A 16964-nucleotide genomic window follows, 5' to 3' on the forward strand; every position below is an offset into this window, starting at 1 on the left:
ACTCATAAGGAGATGGGAATGATCTACAATGTTGTTTTCAAGCTGTTGCGGATGATTTTCCGCATTGCTTTTAGGGTTAGCGTAACGCCTGATCATGCGCGTTTTGATCATCAGAAACTGCTGATTACACCTAACCATGTCTCATTTCTTGATGGCGCACTTTTAGCGTTATTCTTGCCTGTTAAACCTGTATTTGCGGTCTATTCCAACATTACCGAAACCTGGTACATGCGCTGGCTTAAAGCCTATGTTGATTTTGTGCCGCTTGACCCTACCAAGCCAATGGCGATAAAGCGTCTGGTGCGAGAAATCGAAAAAGGCCGTCCGGTTGTGGTATTCCCTGAAGGGCGTATCACTGTGACCGGCTCATTGATGAAAATCTACGATGGTGCCGCTTTTGTTGCCGCAAAATCGCAGGCGACGGTAATACCTGTTCGTATCGACGGTGCGGAGTTTACTTTTTTTGGGCGCCTCTTTGGCAGCTTCAAACTGCGCCTGTTTCCTAAAATCACCATTAATATTTTACCGCCTCTGACGCTACCCATGCCTGATGCTCCACGTGCGCGAGAACGCCGTGTATTGGCCGGAGAACGCCTGCATGATGTGATGATGTCAGCGCGGATGGCCACCCGTGAGCCAGAAACCTTGTATCAAGCGTTGCTCTCTGCACAAACGCGCTATGGGCGCTGGAAACCTTGTATCGCCGATGTTTCGTTTAAAGAAGATAGCTATCAAGGGTTGTTGAAAAAATCTCTTGGCGTGAGCCGGATTTTACAGCGTTTTACCCGCGAGGGTGAACATGTTGGGATGCTATTACCCAATGCTACAATTATGGCGGCAGCGTTGTTCGGCGCCTCCATGCGTAACCGTATTCCTGCCTTGCTGAATTATACTTCTGGCGCGAAAGGACTGAAAAGCGCCATGAAAGCGGCACAAATTGCGACTATCGTAACGTCGCGTCAGTTTCTGGAGAAAGGCAAACTCACTCACTTACCTGAGCAAGTTCCCGAAGCTAACTGGGTCTATCTTGAAGATCTGAAAGATACCGTTACCCGCGACGATAAGCTGTGGATCTTGTTCCATCTGGTGTTCCCGCGTCGTGCTATGTTGCCCCAGCGTGCCGATGATGCTGCATTGGTATTATTCACCTCTGGCTCTGAAGGTAATCCTAAGGGCGTGGTGCATTCGCACGCCAGCCTGCTGGCTAACGTCGAGCAAATTCGCACAGTAGCCGATTTTACGCCGCGCGACCGTTTTATGTCTTCTCTGCCGTTGTTCCATGCGTTTGGTCTGACCGTCGGTTTATTAACACCGTTAATGACCGGAGCACGCATTTTTCTTTATCCGAGTCCACTGCATTATCGCATCGTGCCTGAGCTGGTGTATGACCAGAACTGTAATGTGCTGTTTGGCACATCGACTTTCCTTAGCAATTATGCGCGTTTTGCCCATCCTTATGATTTCGCGCGCTTGCGCTATGTAGTTGCAGGCGCGGAAAAACTGGCCGAAAGCACCAAGAAAATCTGGCAGGACAAATTCGGTATTCGCATCCTTGAAGGTTACGGGGTGACCGAGTGTGCGCCAGTGGTGGCAATTAACGTGCCGATGTCTGCTAAGGCTAATACCGTTGGTAGGATCTTACCTGCAATGGAAGCGCGCCTGATCCCGGTGCCGGGTATTGATCAAGGCGGGCGTTTACAGTTACGCGGGCCGAATATCATGAAAGGCTATTTACGGGTAGAAAATCCGGGCGTGCTTGAATTACCTCAGGCTGAGAATGCCGCCGGTGAAATGCAGGCAGGTTGGTATGATACTGGTGATATTGTCACGCTCGACGAACAGGGCTACTGCGCTATTCGTGGCCGTGTTAAACGTTTTGCCAAACTGGCCGGTGAAATGGTATCGCTGGAAAGTGTAGAACAGTTGGCTATCACCGCTTCGCCAGATGGACAACATGCGGCAACCTCACGTAGCGATAGCAGCAAAGGTGAAGCATTAGTGTTGTTTACTACCGATGTCCAATTACAGCGTGACGCGTTGTCGAAAGCCGCTCGAGAATTAGGGCTGCCAGAATTAACTGTGCCACGTGATATTCGTGTCATTAAAGCATTGCCGCTGCTGGGCAGCGGTAAACCAGATTTTGTTACGCTGCGGGAAATGGCGGAAAAAGCGGAGAGTAAACAATGAAGTCGGCGGTAAAAAGCGAATCACCATTGATGTCTCGCGGCATGATTGCGGTGATTTTTGCGCAGTTTCTCTCAGCTTTCGCCGACAATGCGCTGCTGTTTGTGACGCTGGCATTGATTATCCAGCAGAAGTATCCCGAGTGGAGTCAGCCGGTACTGCAAATGGGATTTGTGGCGGCCTATATTATTTTCGCTCCTTTTGTCGGGCAGTTTGCCGATAGCTTTGCCAAAGGACGAGTGATGATGGCGTCTAACATCCTCAAATTGCTCGGTACGTTAATGATTTGCATCGGGCTTAATCCTTTCCTCGGTTATGCGCTAGTCGGCGTTGGCGCGGCAGCTTATTCACCGGCCAAATACGGTATTCTTGGCGAAATCACTACGGGCGAACAGCTGGTGAAAGCCAATGGCGTAATGGAAGGTTCGACTATTGCCGCCATTTTATTGGGTTCTGTAATAGGCGGCGTGCTGGTTGACGCCAGTTTGATTGCCGCGCTGATTGTCTGCGTTGCCGCTTATGCCGGTGCGGTTTGGGCTAACATGTTTATTCCTAAACTGGCGGCCGCGCGACCGGGGAATTCTTGGAATCCTTATAAGATGGCTGCGGGCTTTTTTAGCGCTTGCCGTGCAATGTGGGCAGATAGCGAGATACGCTTTTCGATGATCGGCACCAGCCTGTTTTGGGGCGCGGGCGTAACGCTACGTTTGCTGTTGGTACTTTGGGTACCGGCTGCTCTACATATCACTGATAGTGCGACGCCGCCGCTGTTGAATGCGATGGTAGCTATTGGCGTCGTTGTCGGTGCCGGTATTGCCGCGAAATTGATCACCTTAAAAACTGTCAATCGTTGTTTGCCGGCTGGTATCGCTATGGGGGTAGCAGTGGTGGTCTTTGCGCTGCAACATAACATGATGAATACCTACGCTTTACTGATCCTGATTGGCATATTGGGGGGCAGTTTTGTTGTGCCGCTTAATGCGTTGCTACAGCATCGTGGCAAAGAAACCGTAGGTGCAGGTAATGCGATTGCGGTGCAAAATCTGGCCGAAAATACCGCCATGCTATTAATGCTCGGCCTCTATTCGCTGGTGGTAAAGCTAGGTGTTCCGGTCATTGGTATCGGCGCAGGTTTTGGTGTGATATTTGCGTTAGCGATTGTTGGGCTGTGGTGGTGGAAGGTGCGTCAGCCTCGCCACTAGTTAAGTGCGACCAGGCCTTAACGTAATGGGCCTTAATGTAAAAAGGGGCGCGATTTATATCGCGCCCCTTTTTTTCAGCGAGGAAAAATTACGGCGCCGGGATCGTAAAGCGCTTGTGAATGCTTTCCAGTGCGTCGAGCACCTCCGCACCAAGCGTTAAATCCTGGCTGGCGATATTTACCTTCAACTGCTCAAGGGTTGTTGCCCCTAGCAAGGTACTGGCAACGAATGGCTGTTGACGCACGAAAGCCAGTGCCATCTGCGACGGGTCAAGATTATGCTTCTTAGCCAGTGCAACATATTCGGCGATAGCCGCTTCTGACTGTGGTGACGAGTAGCGGGTGAAGCGGCTGTACAAGGTATTACGTGCCCCCTCCGGTTTCGCTCCATTGAGGTATTTGCCGCTCAAGGTACCAAAGCCCAGACAAGAGTAAGCCAGCAATTCAACGCCTTCATGCTGGCTTATTTCAGCCAAACCTATTTCGAAACTGCGATTTAGCAGGCTATATGGGTTTTGAATTGAGACGATACGTGGCAGGTCGTGTTTTTCAGCCAGTTGCAGATAGCGCATCACGCCCCAAGGGGTTTCATTAGACACGCCGATATAGCGAATCTTACCGGCACGTACTTGTTCATTCAGCGCTTCTAAGGTTTCTAGCAGCGTCACTGGCGAGTTATTTTCAGTATATTGATAGCCAAGCTTGCCAAAAAAATTGGTTGGGCGTTGTGGCCAGTGCAACTGGTAAAGATCCACATAGTCAGTATTTAGGCGCTTCAGGCTGGCATCTAATGCGGCACGGATATTTTTACGATCCAGGCTCTGACCCGGGCGGATATGATTATCGTTACCGCGAATAGGGCCGGCGATTTTGCTGGCGAGAATAATTTTATCTCGGTTGCCACGAGCTTTAATCCAACTGCCGATATAGCTTTCAGTCAGGCCTTGGGTTTCTGGGCGTGGGGGAACGGGATACATTTCAGCTGTATCAATAAAGTTGATACCAGAGGCAATAGCGTAATCAAGCTGTTGGTGCGCTTCGGCTTCACTATTCTGTTCACCAAAAGTCATGGTACCCAGACCTAAAAGGCTCACTTCTAAAGCACTATGAGGTATTCGATGATATTGCATTACCGATCTTCCTTTGTTTCTTGAGGATGTCAGGCCTGCGGCCTTTAACGACGATACACAAGGCCAAGAGCCTGTAACGACTATATACAAGGGAATCTAATGGGGAAAGTAGCGGGGATGGCAAAGCAATTGAATTTATCGCATTTAGCTAGCTGGCAGCAGATACTGCCAGCCAAGGGCATTATTAACGTTTGATCACTTGAGTGATCTCGTTAGCATTTAGCTGACGTTCATTACCTTGTTCATCGGTATATTTAATTAAACCGGTTTTTTTATCTAACTGAGGTTTATCTTGTGTCAGGATCATGCCGCCATCTTTAGTCGCAATCACATAATTGCTGGCGCATCCTGCCAAAGCAAATGCCACTAGCAGTGCACTTACACATTTTAGGCTTATTTTCATTGTTGCTCCCATTTTTTTGCCAAGTAGAAAATCAATATTCAGACTAGCAAACAGCCTACAAAATAGTAGGCGATTATCGAGTATTGCGCCTATTTTTAATACATTCTTTGCGCTGCATGCGCCATTGGACGATAAAGCGTATTTTCTCGATGCTTAATAAACGAATTTCTCCGCTATTCTCCAATTTATTACAGCAAAAAATGTCGAGCGAGCAATGCGCCGGTAAAACTCTTTTTCAGGTAAAAACCCCGAGGCAATGTCATGATAGGTTGGCCAAATTCACCGATAGCTTCGGTTCTAGCCTTATTATTGGCGGCTTTGGGGCGTAGTTGTAATACTTCGCCGTGACGTGCTGTAATCGTTTCCACTTTTCCCAGCACAATTAAGTCCATCAACTCTTCCCAATCCTGACGCAGTTGCTGCTCTTCTTCTACCGATGGGCTCCACATTAATGGTGAACCGACCCGCCGTTCGGATAACGGGATTTGGCGATCGCCTTCGACCGGTATCCACAATACTCGAGCTAATTTGTGTCTGACGTGACTGTTTTCCCAAGTTACGCCGCTGTTGCCGGTTAATGGCGCGACGCAAACGAAAGTGGTTTCTAACGGTTTACCCTGCGCATCAATAGGAATTGTTTTTAGCTCAACACCGATTTCTGGAAAGTCTTGCTCTGGTTTACTCCCTGCGCTAGCGCCGAGATAAGTTTCCAACAGCATCCCAACCCATCCCTTTTCGCGTTTTAAATCGGGTGGAATGGCTAAATTAGCCTGTGTTGCTAGCTCACCCAGAGAAAAACCTGACAACGATTGTGCCCGTTGTAATAGGGCTTGCTGATCTTCTGGAGACGTCTGCATTGGTATGGGGAATGACATAAATAAAAGTTTCCGCGAAACTGATTAAAAATCATACGCTAAATGGCAGGGGTTGAGAATTAAATCTCTACCCTGTGATTAAGATGAATAATAGCATGATTTAAAATGGTTTTTTTTCAGATTTATTCTTATTGTCGATGTGAGTAAAGTAAGTTGATCACCCGTTAACGGTGACAATGAACAGGATCTTCCCCCTAGTTATCCACAGATTTGTGGGATAACCCACATTTTAAGGATTACTGGTTCGATTTACAGGCTTGACGACCCACTGTTTTTACAGGTTTGTCCCATATCTGACCAAGTATTGCCAACAATCTGTGGATAAAAACCACATTGGTTGATCTTTAGTCAGGTGTGGATCGTGCGTAGTTTGGTCGACGTTAATTATGTTCTGTATAAGCTGGTTTTTTGATTTAGTTTATTGTTTTTAATGTGTTTATTTTTATTGTCATTAATGGTTCATATCCAGTGATAAATAGTTTTACCCTGATTATTCTTAAGTTCTGCACATATCTATCCACAGAAAAAGTGAATAAAATTGGCTTTTACTCGGCCACTCTGTTTATAACTTCAGATAAAATGACAAGTTATCCCAGTAATGTTGGTAAGTCAGCGAGTGTAACCAGTGGTTTACCGTCTGTTGGTAGTGTGAAACAATCAGTACATCTATGCATTTTAAAGCTTATTGAGGTAGTCCGGTGATCGATGATGATGGCTACCGCCCGAATGTTGGTATCGTAATCTGTGACAAGCAGGGGCAAGTGTTATGGGCCCGGCGATATGGACAGCACTCATGGCAGTTTCCGCAAGGGGGGATTAACCCCGGCGAAACCCCAGAGCAAGCCATGTATCGTGAATTGTTTGAGGAAGTGGGTTTAAACAGAAAGGATGTTCGTATTCTGGCTTCGACCCGCAACTGGTTGCGCTATAAATTGCCAAAACGTTTGGTGCGTTGGGACACAAAGCCGGTGTGTATCGGCCAAAAGCAAAAATGGTTTCTGCTGCAACTGATGTGTAATGATGCTGACATCGATATGCAACGTAGTAGTACACCTGAGTTTGATGGTTGGCGCTGGGTGAGTTTCTGGTATCCGGTGCGTCAAGTCGTGTCATTTAAACGCGATGTGTACCGCCGGGTAATGAAAGAGTTTTCCACAACCGTGATGCCGTTACAGGAATTACCTGTTAACAGGACACCACCCGCTTACCGCCGTAAAAGAGGCTAAATTACCAAGAAATGCTTACGCGTTTGCGAGAAATTGTTGAAAAGGTCGCGATGGCATCCAGCCTTACTGATGCGCTGGATGTATTGGTCAATGAAACCTGTCAGGCGATGGACACAGAAGTGTGTTCTATCTATCTGGCAGATAACGACCGTCGTTGCTATTACCTGATGGCGACGCGAGGTTTGAAAAAGCCTCGTGGGCGTACTATTGCTCTGGCATTTGACGAAGGTATTGTCGGGCTAGTGGGGCGTCTTGCCGAGCCTATCAACCTCGCTGATGCGCAAAGCCACCCGAGCTTTAAATATATTCCCCAGGTAAAAGAAGACCTGTTCCGCTCATTCTTGGGTGTGCCGATTATTCATCGCCGCCAGCTACTGGGCGTATTGGTCATCCAGCAGCGTGAACATCGCCAGTTTGATGAAGGGGAAGAGTCCTTCATGGTGACGCTCGCGACACAAATGGCGGGGATCCTTTCTCAAGCGCAGCTTAATGTGCTTTATGGCCGTTTTCGCCAGACGCGAGTTCGTGCACTGGCCGCCTCTCCGGGGGTCGCGATTGGTATTGGTTGGCAAGATAGCAACCAGCCTTCGCTTGATAATGTTTATATGGCCTCGACGCTAGATACTGAGCGCGAGCGTGAACGTTTAACTCGTGCCTTAGAAGATGCGGGCGCTGAGTTCCGACGTTTCAGTAAACGTTTTACCGCCAGCGCACAAAAAGAAAGTGCGGCTATATTCGACCTTTATTCCCACCTGCTCAATGATGCGCGCCTCAAACGTGAATTATTCTCTGAGGTGGATAATGGCGCGGTAGCCGAGTGGGCCGTGAAAAAGGTGGTGGAGGAATTCGCTGCCCAATTTGCCAGCCTGCAAGATACTTATTTACGTGAGCGTGCCAGCGATTTACGTGCGTTAGGTCAGCGCCTGGTCTTCCATCTCGACGATAATTTCCAGGGGGAGACGCAGTGGCCTGAACACTTTATCCTGGTCGCCGACGAACTTACCGCAACGTTACTGGCTGAAGTGCCGCAAGAGCGTTTGAAAGGCGTGGTGGTGCGAGACGGTGCCGCCAACTCGCATGCTGCGATTTTGGTACGTGCGATGGGCGTGCCAACGGTAATGGGGGCAGATATCCAGCCTTCGCTGCTCAACCAGCGCCAGCTGATCGTTGACGGCTACCGTGGCGAGTTATTGATCGACCCTGAGCCGGTATTAGTTAAAGAATATAAACGCTTAATCAGCGAAGAAATCGAGCTGAGTGAGCGAGCTGAAAACAATGTTGAGCAGCCTGCTGTATTCCAGAGTGGTGAGCGGGTTCAGGTAATGCTCAATGCCGGGCTGAGTGCCGATCACGAAAAACTCTTTGGTGGTCGTGTCGACGGTGTTGGCTTATACCGCACAGAAATTCCGTTTATGTTGCAAAGTGGCTTCCCTTCTGAAGAAGAGCAAGTCGCGCAATATCAAGGGATGTTGCAGCTGTTCCCGGCGAAACCGGTTACTTTGCGTACGCTGGATATCGGTTCTGATAAGCAATTGCCTTACATGCCAATCAGTGAGGAAAACCCTTGCTTGGGCTGGCGTGGTATTCGTATCACCCTTGACCAACCCGAAATATTTTTGATCCAATTGCGCGCAATGCTGCGTGCTAATGCGGCGACAGGTAATTTGGGGATCTTGTTACCGATGATCACCAGCCTGGAAGAGATCGACGAAGCTCGCCGTTTGATCGACCGTGCCGCGCGTGAAGTGCAAGAGTCTTTGGGCTATGACCTGCCAAGGCCACGGATTGGTATCATGATTGAAGTACCGTCAATGGTATTTATGTTGCCTGCATTAGCAAGCCGGGTTGATTTTATCTCGGTAGGGACTAACGACTTGACGCAATACATGCTGGCAGTAGATCGCAACAACACAAGGGTTGCTGGTTTATATGATAGCCTGCATCCGGCGATGCTACGCGTGTTGAAACACATCAATACCGAAGGCAATGCCAGTGGTCTTGACGTGAGTTTATGTGGCGAGATGGCCGGTGATCCTATGGGAGCATTGTTGCTGGCTGGTATGGGATACCGCAGCTTTAGTATGAATGGCCGCAGTGTCGCGCGTATCAAATACCTGTTTAGACATATTGATTTGGCCGATGCGCAGGAGCTAGCTCAGCAGGTGCTGCAAGCACAATTTACGACAGATGTTCGCCACATGACCTCTGCTTTTATGGAGCGACGTGGGCTCGGCGGATTGATTCGCGGCGGAAAATAGTTCTCAATGCAGATGATACTAAAGCTGTTTTATTACAAATAATTAAAAGGAAAATGCCGCCAAGGCCATAGAGAAACTGACCTTGGTGCTGCTAAGGTTTCATCTGTCGTATCTTGGGACTTTTCTTTACATTACTTTCCTTTAACGCTGCCCTGAGCCTAATTCAATTGTGCTATCATTCGCATCCTGCAGACCCTTAACACTCTTCGCAGCGACCGTATTACGTTGAAATAAGGCAGTAAATACGTTTTTTGGGCGAAATTGTTATTTCCTGACGTTGAATTTGTGTTTTCACCTGCGTGCAATGCGGTGGAGGCTTCTTGGCTAAAATAATCAACAAGTTGTGGTGATAGATGAGTAATAGCTATCTGGCGTTTCCCAAGTTTGATCCGGTCATTTTCTCTGTAGGTCCGGTCTCTCTACACTGGTACGGATTGATGTACCTGGTTGGCTTTATTTTTGCCATGTGGTTGGCAACCCGTCGTGCCAACAAACCGGGCAGCGGATGGAAAAAAGAAGAAGTGGAAAACTTGCTCTATGCTGGTTTTCTCGGTGTATTCATCGGTGGCCGAGTCGGCTATGTGTTGTTCTATAACCTGCCGCTATTCCTCGATAACCCACTGTATTTGTTTAAGGTATGGGACGGTGGAATGTCCTTCCACGGTGGTTTGTTGGGTGTGATCACCGTGATGTTGATTTTCGCTCGCCGTACTAAGCGTTCTTTCTTCCAGGTTTCTGACTTTATTGCCCCATTGGTTCCTTTTGGTTTAGGCGCCGGTCGCTTGGGTAATTTCATTAATGGCGAGCTGTGGGGCCGTGTTACTACTGATGTGCCTTGGGCGATGCTATTCCCAGGTTCTCGTCAGGAAGATATTGCTATAGCCGCTGCTGATCCAAAATGGTTGCCGCTGCTTAATCAATACGGCGTGTTGCCGCGTCATCCATCACAAGTTTATGAATTGCTGCTTGAAGGCGTTGTGCTGTTTATCATTCTCAACGTATTCATTCGCAAGTCTCGTCCTGTTGGTAGTGTGTCTGGCCTGTTCTTGATCGGCTACGGTGCATTCCGCATCATCGTCGAATACTTCCGCCAGCCTGATGCTCAGCTTGGCCTGTTTGACGGCATTATCAGCATGGGACAAATTCTCTCTATTCCTATGATTGTCTTCGGACTGATTATGGTTATCTGGGCTTACCGTCGCCCGCAGAAACAATTGTCGTGAGGTAAAATGAAACAGTATCTGGATTTAATGCAAAAAGTGCTTGATGAAGGCACACCAAAAGCTGACCGTACCGGTACCGGCACCTTGTCGATTTTTGGTCATCAGATGCGTTTCAATCTGCAAGATGGCTTTCCATTGGTGACAACCAAGCGTTGTCACCTGCGCTCGATCATTCACGAGTTGTTATGGTTCCTGAAAGGCGAAACCAATATTGCTTACCTGCGTGACAACAAAGTCACTATCTGGGACGAGTGGGCCGATGAAAACGGCGACCTTGGCCCTGTTTATGGTAAGCAATGGCGCGCTTGGGGTGCCTCTGATGGCACACAGATTGATCAGCTTGCTAAAGTGCTCACGCAACTGAAACAAGACCCAGACTCTCGCCGTATTATTGTTTCGGCTTGGAACGTGGGTGAGCTGGACCAAATGGCTTTGGCGCCTTGCCATGCGTTTTTCCAGTTCTATGTGGCGAATGGCAAGCTGTCTTGTCAGCTCTATCAACGCTCTTGCGATATCTTCCTGGGTTTGCCATTCAACATTGCTAGTTATGCGCTGCTCGTACATATGATGGCGCAACAATGTGATTTGGAAGTTGGCGATTTTGTCTGGACAGGTGGTGATACCCATCTTTACAGCAATCACCTGGAACAAACGCATCTACAATTAAGCCGTGAACCTCGCGCCTTACCAAAATTGATAATCAAACGTAAGCCAGATTCGCTGTTTGATTACAACTTTGAAGACTTCGAGCTGGAAGGTTATGACCCGCATCCGGCGATTAAAGCCCCGGTTGCTATCTAATAACTCTCTTTGTTAGTTGCTTGAAATCGCCTGATCTCGGTCAGGCGATTTTTTTGTTTTATTTAACCACATCCTATTTCCTTCTCGACTATTGCTACTGATTTGCTGAGCAAAATCTAGCGCTTTGTCTGCATCATCCTTAATTTTGCCAAGCATGCCGCATCCTTAAATGTCGGTTACCTATGCTGCCGGAAAAACCTTGCGTAATGTGCCGCAAACATCAGTAAACCCGCTGGTGATAAACCCGGCTGCGCATAACATTCAGCGTATGAAAAAACAGACACTGGAAAATGAACAAGGTATGACGCTGATTGAAATTATGATGGTTTTGGGACTGATCGCGCTGTGTAGCCTGTGGATGATAAGAGGATGGCAGGGGTATCAACAGGCCTTGAAATTAGAACAAAGTGTTCAGCAATTACGTCTCTATCTGACAGGACTACAGGCTTACACCAACTGGCATAACAGCACCGCGATACTTTGGGTGCTTGATGGGGCCGGTGGATGTGTTGGTACACAAACGCCCGCGATATCTTGCCATAATGCCGGGAAAGATAGCTTCAGGTTACCGGATGAAAAAATTGAGGTCAGCCATTACAGCGAAAAAACCATGGGATTCTATGGGCGTCGCAATGCGGCGCAGGCAGGGCACATTACGCTGAAAAATGCGGCGGGAAGAATTCGAGTGGTGTTGTCTGCGCGCGGAAGAATTCGACTTTGCAGTGAAGACGAAGCGTTATTAGGTTTGCCGGTATGTCGATAACATCCTCGCATTGTGCTGGATTCACTTTACCCGAAGTGATGCTGGCGATGGGCATTGGCGGTATGTTGCTATTAGGGTCAGCGCAAACCTTTCCTTTGTTGCGTCAACGCAGCCAGGATTTGGCGCAGCGTTTTCAGTTGGATCAATTGATGCGTCAGACTTTGTTTACTTTGATGAAAGATTTACGACGCGCAGGTTATTGCGCAGGAACCTGTCAGGGAAAATCAGTGGTGCTCGGTCATTATCCCGGTGAGGCCAAAGACTCTTGTGTGCTGTTGGCTTTTGATCTCAACAATAATGGCCGTTGGGAGGGGACCGATCGGACCAATTCGGAATACTTTGCCTACCGCTTGCGTCAGCAGGTAATTGAAACTCAACGCGGTGTGCGCACCTGCGATGGCAGCGGTTGGGAAAGACTATTAGATCCGACAGAAGTTTCCGTTAGTCGTTTCCATATAACGCAAACTCATTCACCTGGAAAGCCGGCCTTCTTCGTGGTCGATATTGCAGCTCATTGGCGTCAAAAAACGGCTGTTGAAGATGATGTTATGCCAATGGAAATCAAACAGATGATTGCCGGGCAAATACTATGAGCGGCAAAGCAATAGATAGCCAGATTCGTCAACGGGGAAGCGCGATGATCTTGAGCGTAATGATGATGATGGGATTAGGTTTATTGGCACTGAATACGCTTAATCAACATCTTAACAGTGCATTAGCCTTAACTGGCCAGGAACACCGCTATTTGCTCGCCTGGCAGCAGGCGGCTTCATCATTAAGTTGGGGGGCGTCACAACGTTGGTTGTTATCGACAACCCCAGCATGGCAATGCCAATCTTTAACTACTGGGCCAGCTGCCGATAATCCATTACGCAGCTGTGTTCGTCCGGCTCATCACCCCGGAATTTTTATTCTAAAAGGCGAGGGGCAGTTGCTAGAAGGGGAAGTCCCGTTGGTGCTATACCAATTGGCAAGCCACAATAAACCGACGGCAGGGCGTGTAATTTTTACGCCATTAAAAGGCGGCTGGGTTGATTTTTGTCCTTTACCTAATCCAAGGGGCTGCGATGAATAATCTTGGGCCTGCGCCGCAACAACGAGGATTTAGCCTGCCGGAAGCGCTGATTGCGGTATTCTTGCTCAGCGTATCACTCCTTGGGCTGCTACAGTACTATCAAGCACTAAGCACAGGTTTCACTCGCCAGTGGCAGTTTCGACAAGCATGGTCGCAGGCGCAAAATTTGCTTGAGGCTTATGTCGTTACCGGGAAAAACCTGCCGTTATCATCATGGCCTTCCTTGCCGGGTTGGCACGGGCAGATTATCACCACAGAAGCCACCAGTGAATGTATAAAAGCAACGGCTCAAGTACAGACACCCGGGCAATATCGTGTAGAACTTAGTCGATGGTTATGTAAGTCGGCGGCAGACTGACTTTAATGTCATTTTTACCACTAATATCCGCCTCATTTGCAATAAGATAGCGGGTGATTACAGACAGTCACTTTTAGGTCTCAAGGATGCGGTTATGTTTACGGTTTATCACTCCAATCAATTAGATATTCTAAAAACGCTGACTACAGCGCTGATTGAAGGTCGTCCATTAGCCGATCCTTTCCAACAGGAAGTGATTCTGGTACAGAGCCCGGGGATGGCGCAGTGGCTGCAAATGGAATTAGCGCAAGAAATTGGCATTGCCGCCAATATTGCTTTCCCTCTGCCTGCGACCTTTATCTGGGATATGTTCACTAAGGTTTTGCCGGGTATTCCCAAAGAGAGCGCCTTTAGTAAAGACGCGATGACTTGGAAACTCATGTGGTTGCTACCGGGTAAGTTACCAGAGGATGAGTTTGTCCCGCTGCGTAATTATCTGACTGATGATAGTGATAAGCGCAAAATTCACCAGTTGGCTGCTCGCGTAGCCGACTTGTTCGACCAATATCTGGTTTATCGCCCGGAATGGCTGAAAACGTGGCAGCAAGGGCGTTTGGTTGATGACTTAGACAGCGCACAGCAGTGGCAAGCGCCGTTATGGCGTGCGCTGTGTGAATACACAGAGGAACTACAGCAGTCTGAATGGCACCGTGCCAACTTATATGAGCGCTTTATTGAGCAATTACAGCGAGCTAAAAGTACGCCGGTTGGCCTGCCATCGCGGGTATTTATTTGTGGTATTTCAGCGTTACCACCGGTTTATCTGCAAGCATTGCAGGCGCTGGGCCGACATATTGATATTCACCTGATGTTCACCAACCCTTGCCGCTATTATTGGGGCGACATCCAGAATTATGCTTTTCTTGCCCGCTTACAAAGCCGCAAGCGTCGCCACTATAAAAATGCGCAGGAAACGTCGCTATTTCGAGACCCGCAGCAGGCTGAACAGCTGTTTAATGAGGAAGGCGAGCAAAATGTTAATAATCCTCTTCTTGCCTCATGGGGCAAGTTAGGGCGAGATCATCTTTATTTACTCTCGCAAGTTGACGATATTCAAGAAGTACAGGCATTTGTTGATACCGCAGACGGGTTGCTATTGCATGCAATCCAGCAAGATATGCTGGATCTTGAAGATCATGCGGTGATCGGTATGACGCAAGAAACGCTTAACAGCAGTCACACCAAACGTATCCTCGAGTCTGAAGACGCCTCTATTACTCTGCACGTCTGTCATAGTGCGCAACGTGAAGTCGAAGTGCTGCATGATAATTTACTGGCGATGATGGATGAAAATCCGCAGCTTACGCCGCGCGACATTATTGTGATGGTTGCCGATATTGATAGCTATGCGCCTTATATTCAGGCGGTATTCGGCAATGCGCCCGGCGATCGTTATTTACCTTTTGCACTCTCAGACCGTAAAGCCAGCCAGTCACACCCGGCGTTACAAGCTTTTATCTCGCTGCTTGATTTACCGCAAAGCCGTTTTACCTCAGAACAAGTGCTGGCTCTGCTTGAAGTGCCAGCGTTGGCAATGAAGTTTGCCATTGATGAAGATGGGCTACGCCTGCTGCGTCAGTGGGTGGGGGAGTCAGGGATTCGCTGGGGGCTTGATGATGACAACGTGCGGGAATTGTCGCTACCTGCCACCGGCCAACACACTTGGCACTTTGGCTTGACCCGCATGCTGTTGGGCTATGCGATGGACAGCAACGTCGGCGATTGGCAAGGCGTGCTGCCTTACGATGAATCGACCGGACTTGTGGCTGAGTTAGCAGGGCATTTGGCCGAGCTATTAATGCAGCTTAGCCGCTGGCGGCAAACGCTCTCACAGCCGCGAGAATTAAGTCAATGGTTGCCGCTATGTCAGGAATTACTCGGGACGTTCTTCTCGCCTGAAGGCGAAACCGAAGTTGCATTGGCGTTGATCGAACAACAGTGGCAAAAGGTTCTCAGTCAAGGTGTGGCTGCTCGTTATCCTGATGTGGTGCCGCTATCTATCATCCGCGATGAGCTAGCCTCTCGTTTGGACCAAGAGCGTATCAGCCAGCGTTTTTTGGCCGGGCCAATCAACTTCTGTACCTTGATGCCGATGCGTTCTATTCCTTTTAAAGTGGTTTGTCTGTTAGGCATGAACGATGGTATTTACCCGCGTACCTTGCCGCCGCTAGGTTTTGACTTGATGGCAAAGCAGGTCAAACGTGGGGATCGTAGCCGCCGTGATGATGACCGCTATCTCTTCCTCGAAGCGCTGCTTTCTGCGCAAAATAAGCTTTATATCAGCTACATTGGTCGTTCGATTCAGGATGATAAAGAGCGTTTCCCGTCGGTTCTGGTGACCGAATTGCTTGAATACATTGGTCAGAGTTATTGCTTAGCAGATGACCGTGATCTCAGTGCTGACGAGAGCGCGGTTCGCGTTGAGCAACACTTGGTGCAGTGGCATCCGCGCACGCCTTTTGACGCGGATAACTTTGATCTCAGTAATCCTTCACAAAGCTATGCCGCAGAATGGCTGGCTGCTGCGGGCTATCAAGGAGAAATGGCGACTGATTTTACTCAGCCTTTGCCAGATAACGATGTGCAGGAAGTGACACTAGAAAACCTGCTGCGTTTTTATCGCCATCCTATCAAGGCTTTTTTCCAGATGCGCCTGAACGTCAGCTTTATTCTTGAAGAGACTGAATTGCCAGATGAAGAGCCCTTTGTTCTGGATAACCTCAGCCGTTATCAGTTCAACACTCAGTTGCTAAACACGCTAATTGAGCAACAGGATCCGCAGCAGTTATTTAGCCGAGTGAAAGCATCAGGCGGCCTGCCGTATGGCGCATTCGGTGAGATTTATTGGAACAAACAGTCCGAGGAAATGCTCGATCTGGCTGAGCTGGTACGTGATGAGCGTGGCGAAAGCCAAAGCCTGGAAATTAATTTAACGGTAGCTGGCGTCAAGCTAAGCGGCTGGCTACATCAGGTTCAGTCGGACGGCTTATTACGCTGGCGACCGGCTGCACTGTTGGCGCGGGACGGACTATTGCTATGGATAGAACATGTGGTTTATTGCGCGATGGGTGGCCAAGGCAGCAGCCGGATGTATGGTCGCAGTTCAACAGCGTGGCGCTATGCTACGCTTTCAGTGGATGAGGCAACGGCACATCTGCAACGTCTAATTACGGGCTATCGGCAAGGGTTGTGTTCTCCGCTGATGTTACTCAATAAAAGTGGCTGGGCTTGGTTAAGCCAGTGTTTTGATGCTGATAGTGGCACGATTAGCCTGGATGAGGAACGTCAGGAGAAGGGCCGTAATAAGTTACTACAGAGTTGGCTTGGTGACGCGCGAGTGCCCGGCGAAGGGGCCGATCCTTATGTGCAACGGGTGATGCGCCAACTTGATAGTCATGGCATTGAGGCGATTATCCAATGTGCTGAGCAATATCTGTTACCGATTGCCCAACATAATCTGGCATAGG

At 48.7% G+C, this 16964-nt stretch carries 15 protein-coding genes; 11 read left to right on the forward strand and 4 right to left on the reverse strand.

Features of this window, described 5'->3' with window-relative positions:
- Positions 1 to 18: 18 nt before the first annotated feature.
- Both aas and lplT read left to right on the forward strand, forming a co-directional pair.
- Positions 19 to 2187 (forward strand): bifunctional acyl-ACP--phospholipid O-acyltransferase/long-chain-fatty-acid--ACP ligase, encoded by a 2169-nt coding sequence (gene aas / locus ACL9RG_RS20365; RefSeq protein WP_422794473.1) that lies wholly within the window; start codon positions 19 to 21, stop codon positions 2185 to 2187.
- A complete protein-coding gene (gene lplT / locus ACL9RG_RS20370; RefSeq protein WP_422794474.1) occupies positions 2184 to 3386 on the forward strand; it encodes a lysophospholipid transporter LplT in 1203 nt (400 codons plus the stop codon). The genes aas and lplT overlap by 4 nt, the downstream gene beginning before the upstream one ends.
- 88 nt (positions 3387 to 3474) lie before the next feature.
- Here lplT and ACL9RG_RS20375 read toward each other — a convergent pair whose 3' ends face one another.
- From ACL9RG_RS20375 to mutH, 3 genes are all read right to left on the reverse strand, one after another.
- On the reverse strand, positions 3475 to 4515 hold the full coding sequence (locus tag ACL9RG_RS20375; RefSeq protein ID WP_422794475.1) for an NADP(H)-dependent aldo-keto reductase: 1041 nt from the start codon (positions 4513 to 4515) through the stop codon (positions 3475 to 3477).
- A gap of 184 nt (positions 4516 to 4699) precedes the next feature.
- Complete coding sequence (locus tag ACL9RG_RS20380) at positions 4700 to 4918, reverse strand: YgdI/YgdR family lipoprotein (RefSeq protein WP_422794476.1); 219 nt, start codon at positions 4916 to 4918, stop codon at positions 4700 to 4702.
- A 188-nt stretch (positions 4919 to 5106) separates the two neighbouring features.
- Positions 5107 to 5793 carry a DNA mismatch repair endonuclease MutH gene (gene mutH / locus ACL9RG_RS20385; protein ID WP_422794477.1) on the reverse strand — a complete coding sequence of 229 codons (687 nt, stop codon included), beginning with the start codon at positions 5791 to 5793 and terminating at the stop codon, positions 5107 to 5109.
- A 698-nt stretch (positions 5794 to 6491) separates the two neighbouring features.
- Here mutH and rppH point away from each other — a divergent pair.
- The 4 genes from rppH (at position 6492) to thyA (ending at position 11301) form a co-directional block, all read left to right on the forward strand.
- Positions 6492 to 7019 (forward strand): RNA pyrophosphohydrolase, encoded by a 528-nt coding sequence (gene rppH / locus ACL9RG_RS20390; RefSeq protein WP_422794478.1) that lies wholly within the window; start codon positions 6492 to 6494, stop codon positions 7017 to 7019.
- Between the two features lie 11 nt (positions 7020 to 7030).
- Positions 7031 to 9277, forward strand: a complete 2247-nt coding sequence (ptsP, locus tag ACL9RG_RS20395) for a phosphoenolpyruvate--protein phosphotransferase (protein WP_422794479.1) — start codon at positions 7031 to 7033, stop codon at positions 9275 to 9277.
- 353 nt (positions 9278 to 9630) lie between these two features.
- Entirely contained in the window at positions 9631 to 10500 is an 870-nt protein-coding gene (gene lgt, locus ACL9RG_RS20400) for a prolipoprotein diacylglyceryl transferase (protein WP_422794480.1), read from the forward strand.
- Between the two features lie 6 nt (positions 10501 to 10506).
- Complete coding sequence (gene thyA / locus ACL9RG_RS20405) at positions 10507 to 11301, forward strand: thymidylate synthase (RefSeq protein WP_422794481.1); 795 nt, start codon at positions 10507 to 10509, stop codon at positions 11299 to 11301.
- Positions 11302 to 11313: 12 nt separating this feature from the next.
- Here thyA and ACL9RG_RS20410 read toward each other — a convergent pair whose 3' ends face one another.
- Positions 11314 to 11457: a hypothetical protein gene (locus ACL9RG_RS20410; protein WP_422794482.1), complete on the reverse strand. Its 144-nt coding sequence runs from the start codon at positions 11455 to 11457 to the stop codon at positions 11314 to 11316.
- A gap of 13 nt (positions 11458 to 11470) precedes the next feature.
- On the opposite strand from ACL9RG_RS20410, the gene ACL9RG_RS20415 reads away from it, so the two are divergent.
- The 5 genes from ACL9RG_RS20415 (at position 11471) to recC (ending at position 16963) form a co-directional block, all read left to right on the forward strand.
- Positions 11471 to 12064 carry a prepilin peptidase-dependent protein gene (locus tag ACL9RG_RS20415; RefSeq protein WP_422794483.1) on the forward strand — a complete coding sequence of 198 codons (594 nt, stop codon included), beginning with the start codon at positions 11471 to 11473 and terminating at the stop codon, positions 12062 to 12064.
- Positions 12055 to 12657, forward strand: coding sequence for a prepilin peptidase-dependent protein (locus ACL9RG_RS20420; protein ID WP_422794484.1), 603 nt, complete (start codon positions 12055 to 12057; stop codon positions 12655 to 12657). The genes ACL9RG_RS20415 and ACL9RG_RS20420 overlap by 10 nt, the downstream gene beginning before the upstream one ends.
- Complete coding sequence (locus ACL9RG_RS20425; RefSeq protein WP_422794485.1) at positions 12654 to 13139, forward strand: YgdB family protein; 486 nt, start codon at positions 12654 to 12656, stop codon at positions 13137 to 13139. The genes ACL9RG_RS20420 and ACL9RG_RS20425 overlap by 4 nt, the downstream gene beginning before the upstream one ends.
- Complete coding sequence (locus ACL9RG_RS20430) at positions 13132 to 13497, forward strand: prepilin-type N-terminal cleavage/methylation domain-containing protein (RefSeq protein ID WP_422794486.1); 366 nt, start codon at positions 13132 to 13134, stop codon at positions 13495 to 13497. Before ACL9RG_RS20425 ends, ACL9RG_RS20430 begins: the two co-directional genes overlap by 8 nt.
- 94 nt (positions 13498 to 13591) lie before the next feature.
- Positions 13592 to 16963: an exodeoxyribonuclease V subunit gamma gene (gene recC / locus ACL9RG_RS20435; protein ID WP_422794487.1), complete on the forward strand. Its 3372-nt coding sequence runs from the start codon at positions 13592 to 13594 to the stop codon at positions 16961 to 16963.
- Position 16964: the final 1 nt, after the last annotated feature.

The sequence above is a fragment of the Rouxiella sp. Mn2063 genome (assembly GCF_049319665.1).
In the GTDB taxonomy this organism is placed as follows: Bacteria; Pseudomonadota; Gammaproteobacteria; order Enterobacterales; family Enterobacteriaceae; genus JBMOUD01.

Bases quoted from the DNA above. Each gene is read 5' to 3' on its own strand.
- ACL9RG_RS20425 (WP_422794485.1), top strand. From the start codon at position 12,654: ATGAGCGGCAAAGCAATAGATAGCCAGATTCGTCAACGGGGAAGCGCG.
- aas (WP_422794473.1), top strand. From the start codon at position 19: ATGATCTACAATGTTGTTTTCAAGCTGTTGCGGATGATTTTCCGCATT.
- ACL9RG_RS20430 (WP_422794486.1), top strand. From the start codon at position 13,132: ATGAATAATCTTGGGCCTGCGCCGCAACAACGAGGATTTAGCCTGCCG.
- recC (WP_422794487.1), top strand. From the start codon at position 13,592: ATGTTTACGGTTTATCACTCCAATCAATTAGATATTCTAAAAACGCTG.
- ACL9RG_RS20380 (WP_422794476.1), bottom strand. From the start codon at position 4,918: ATGAAAATAAGCCTAAAATGTGTAAGTGCACTGCTAGTGGCATTTGCT.
- lgt (WP_422794480.1), top strand. From the start codon at position 9,631: ATGAGTAATAGCTATCTGGCGTTTCCCAAGTTTGATCCGGTCATTTTC.
- ACL9RG_RS20375 (WP_422794475.1), bottom strand. From the start codon at position 4,515: ATGCAATATCATCGAATACCTCATAGTGCTTTAGAAGTGAGCCTTTTA.
- lplT (WP_422794474.1), top strand. From the start codon at position 2,184: ATGAAGTCGGCGGTAAAAAGCGAATCACCATTGATGTCTCGCGGCATG.
- ACL9RG_RS20415 (WP_422794483.1), top strand. From the start codon at position 11,471: ATGTCGGTTACCTATGCTGCCGGAAAAACCTTGCGTAATGTGCCGCAA.
- ptsP (WP_422794479.1), top strand. From the start codon at position 7,031: ATGCTTACGCGTTTGCGAGAAATTGTTGAAAAGGTCGCGATGGCATCC.
- ACL9RG_RS20410 (WP_422794482.1), bottom strand. From the start codon at position 11,457: ATGCTTGGCAAAATTAAGGATGATGCAGACAAAGCGCTAGATTTTGCT.
- ACL9RG_RS20420 (WP_422794484.1), top strand. From the start codon at position 12,055: ATGTCGATAACATCCTCGCATTGTGCTGGATTCACTTTACCCGAAGTG.
- mutH (WP_422794477.1), bottom strand. From the start codon at position 5,793: ATGTCATTCCCCATACCAATGCAGACGTCTCCAGAAGATCAGCAAGCC.
- thyA (WP_422794481.1), top strand. From the start codon at position 10,507: ATGAAACAGTATCTGGATTTAATGCAAAAAGTGCTTGATGAAGGCACA.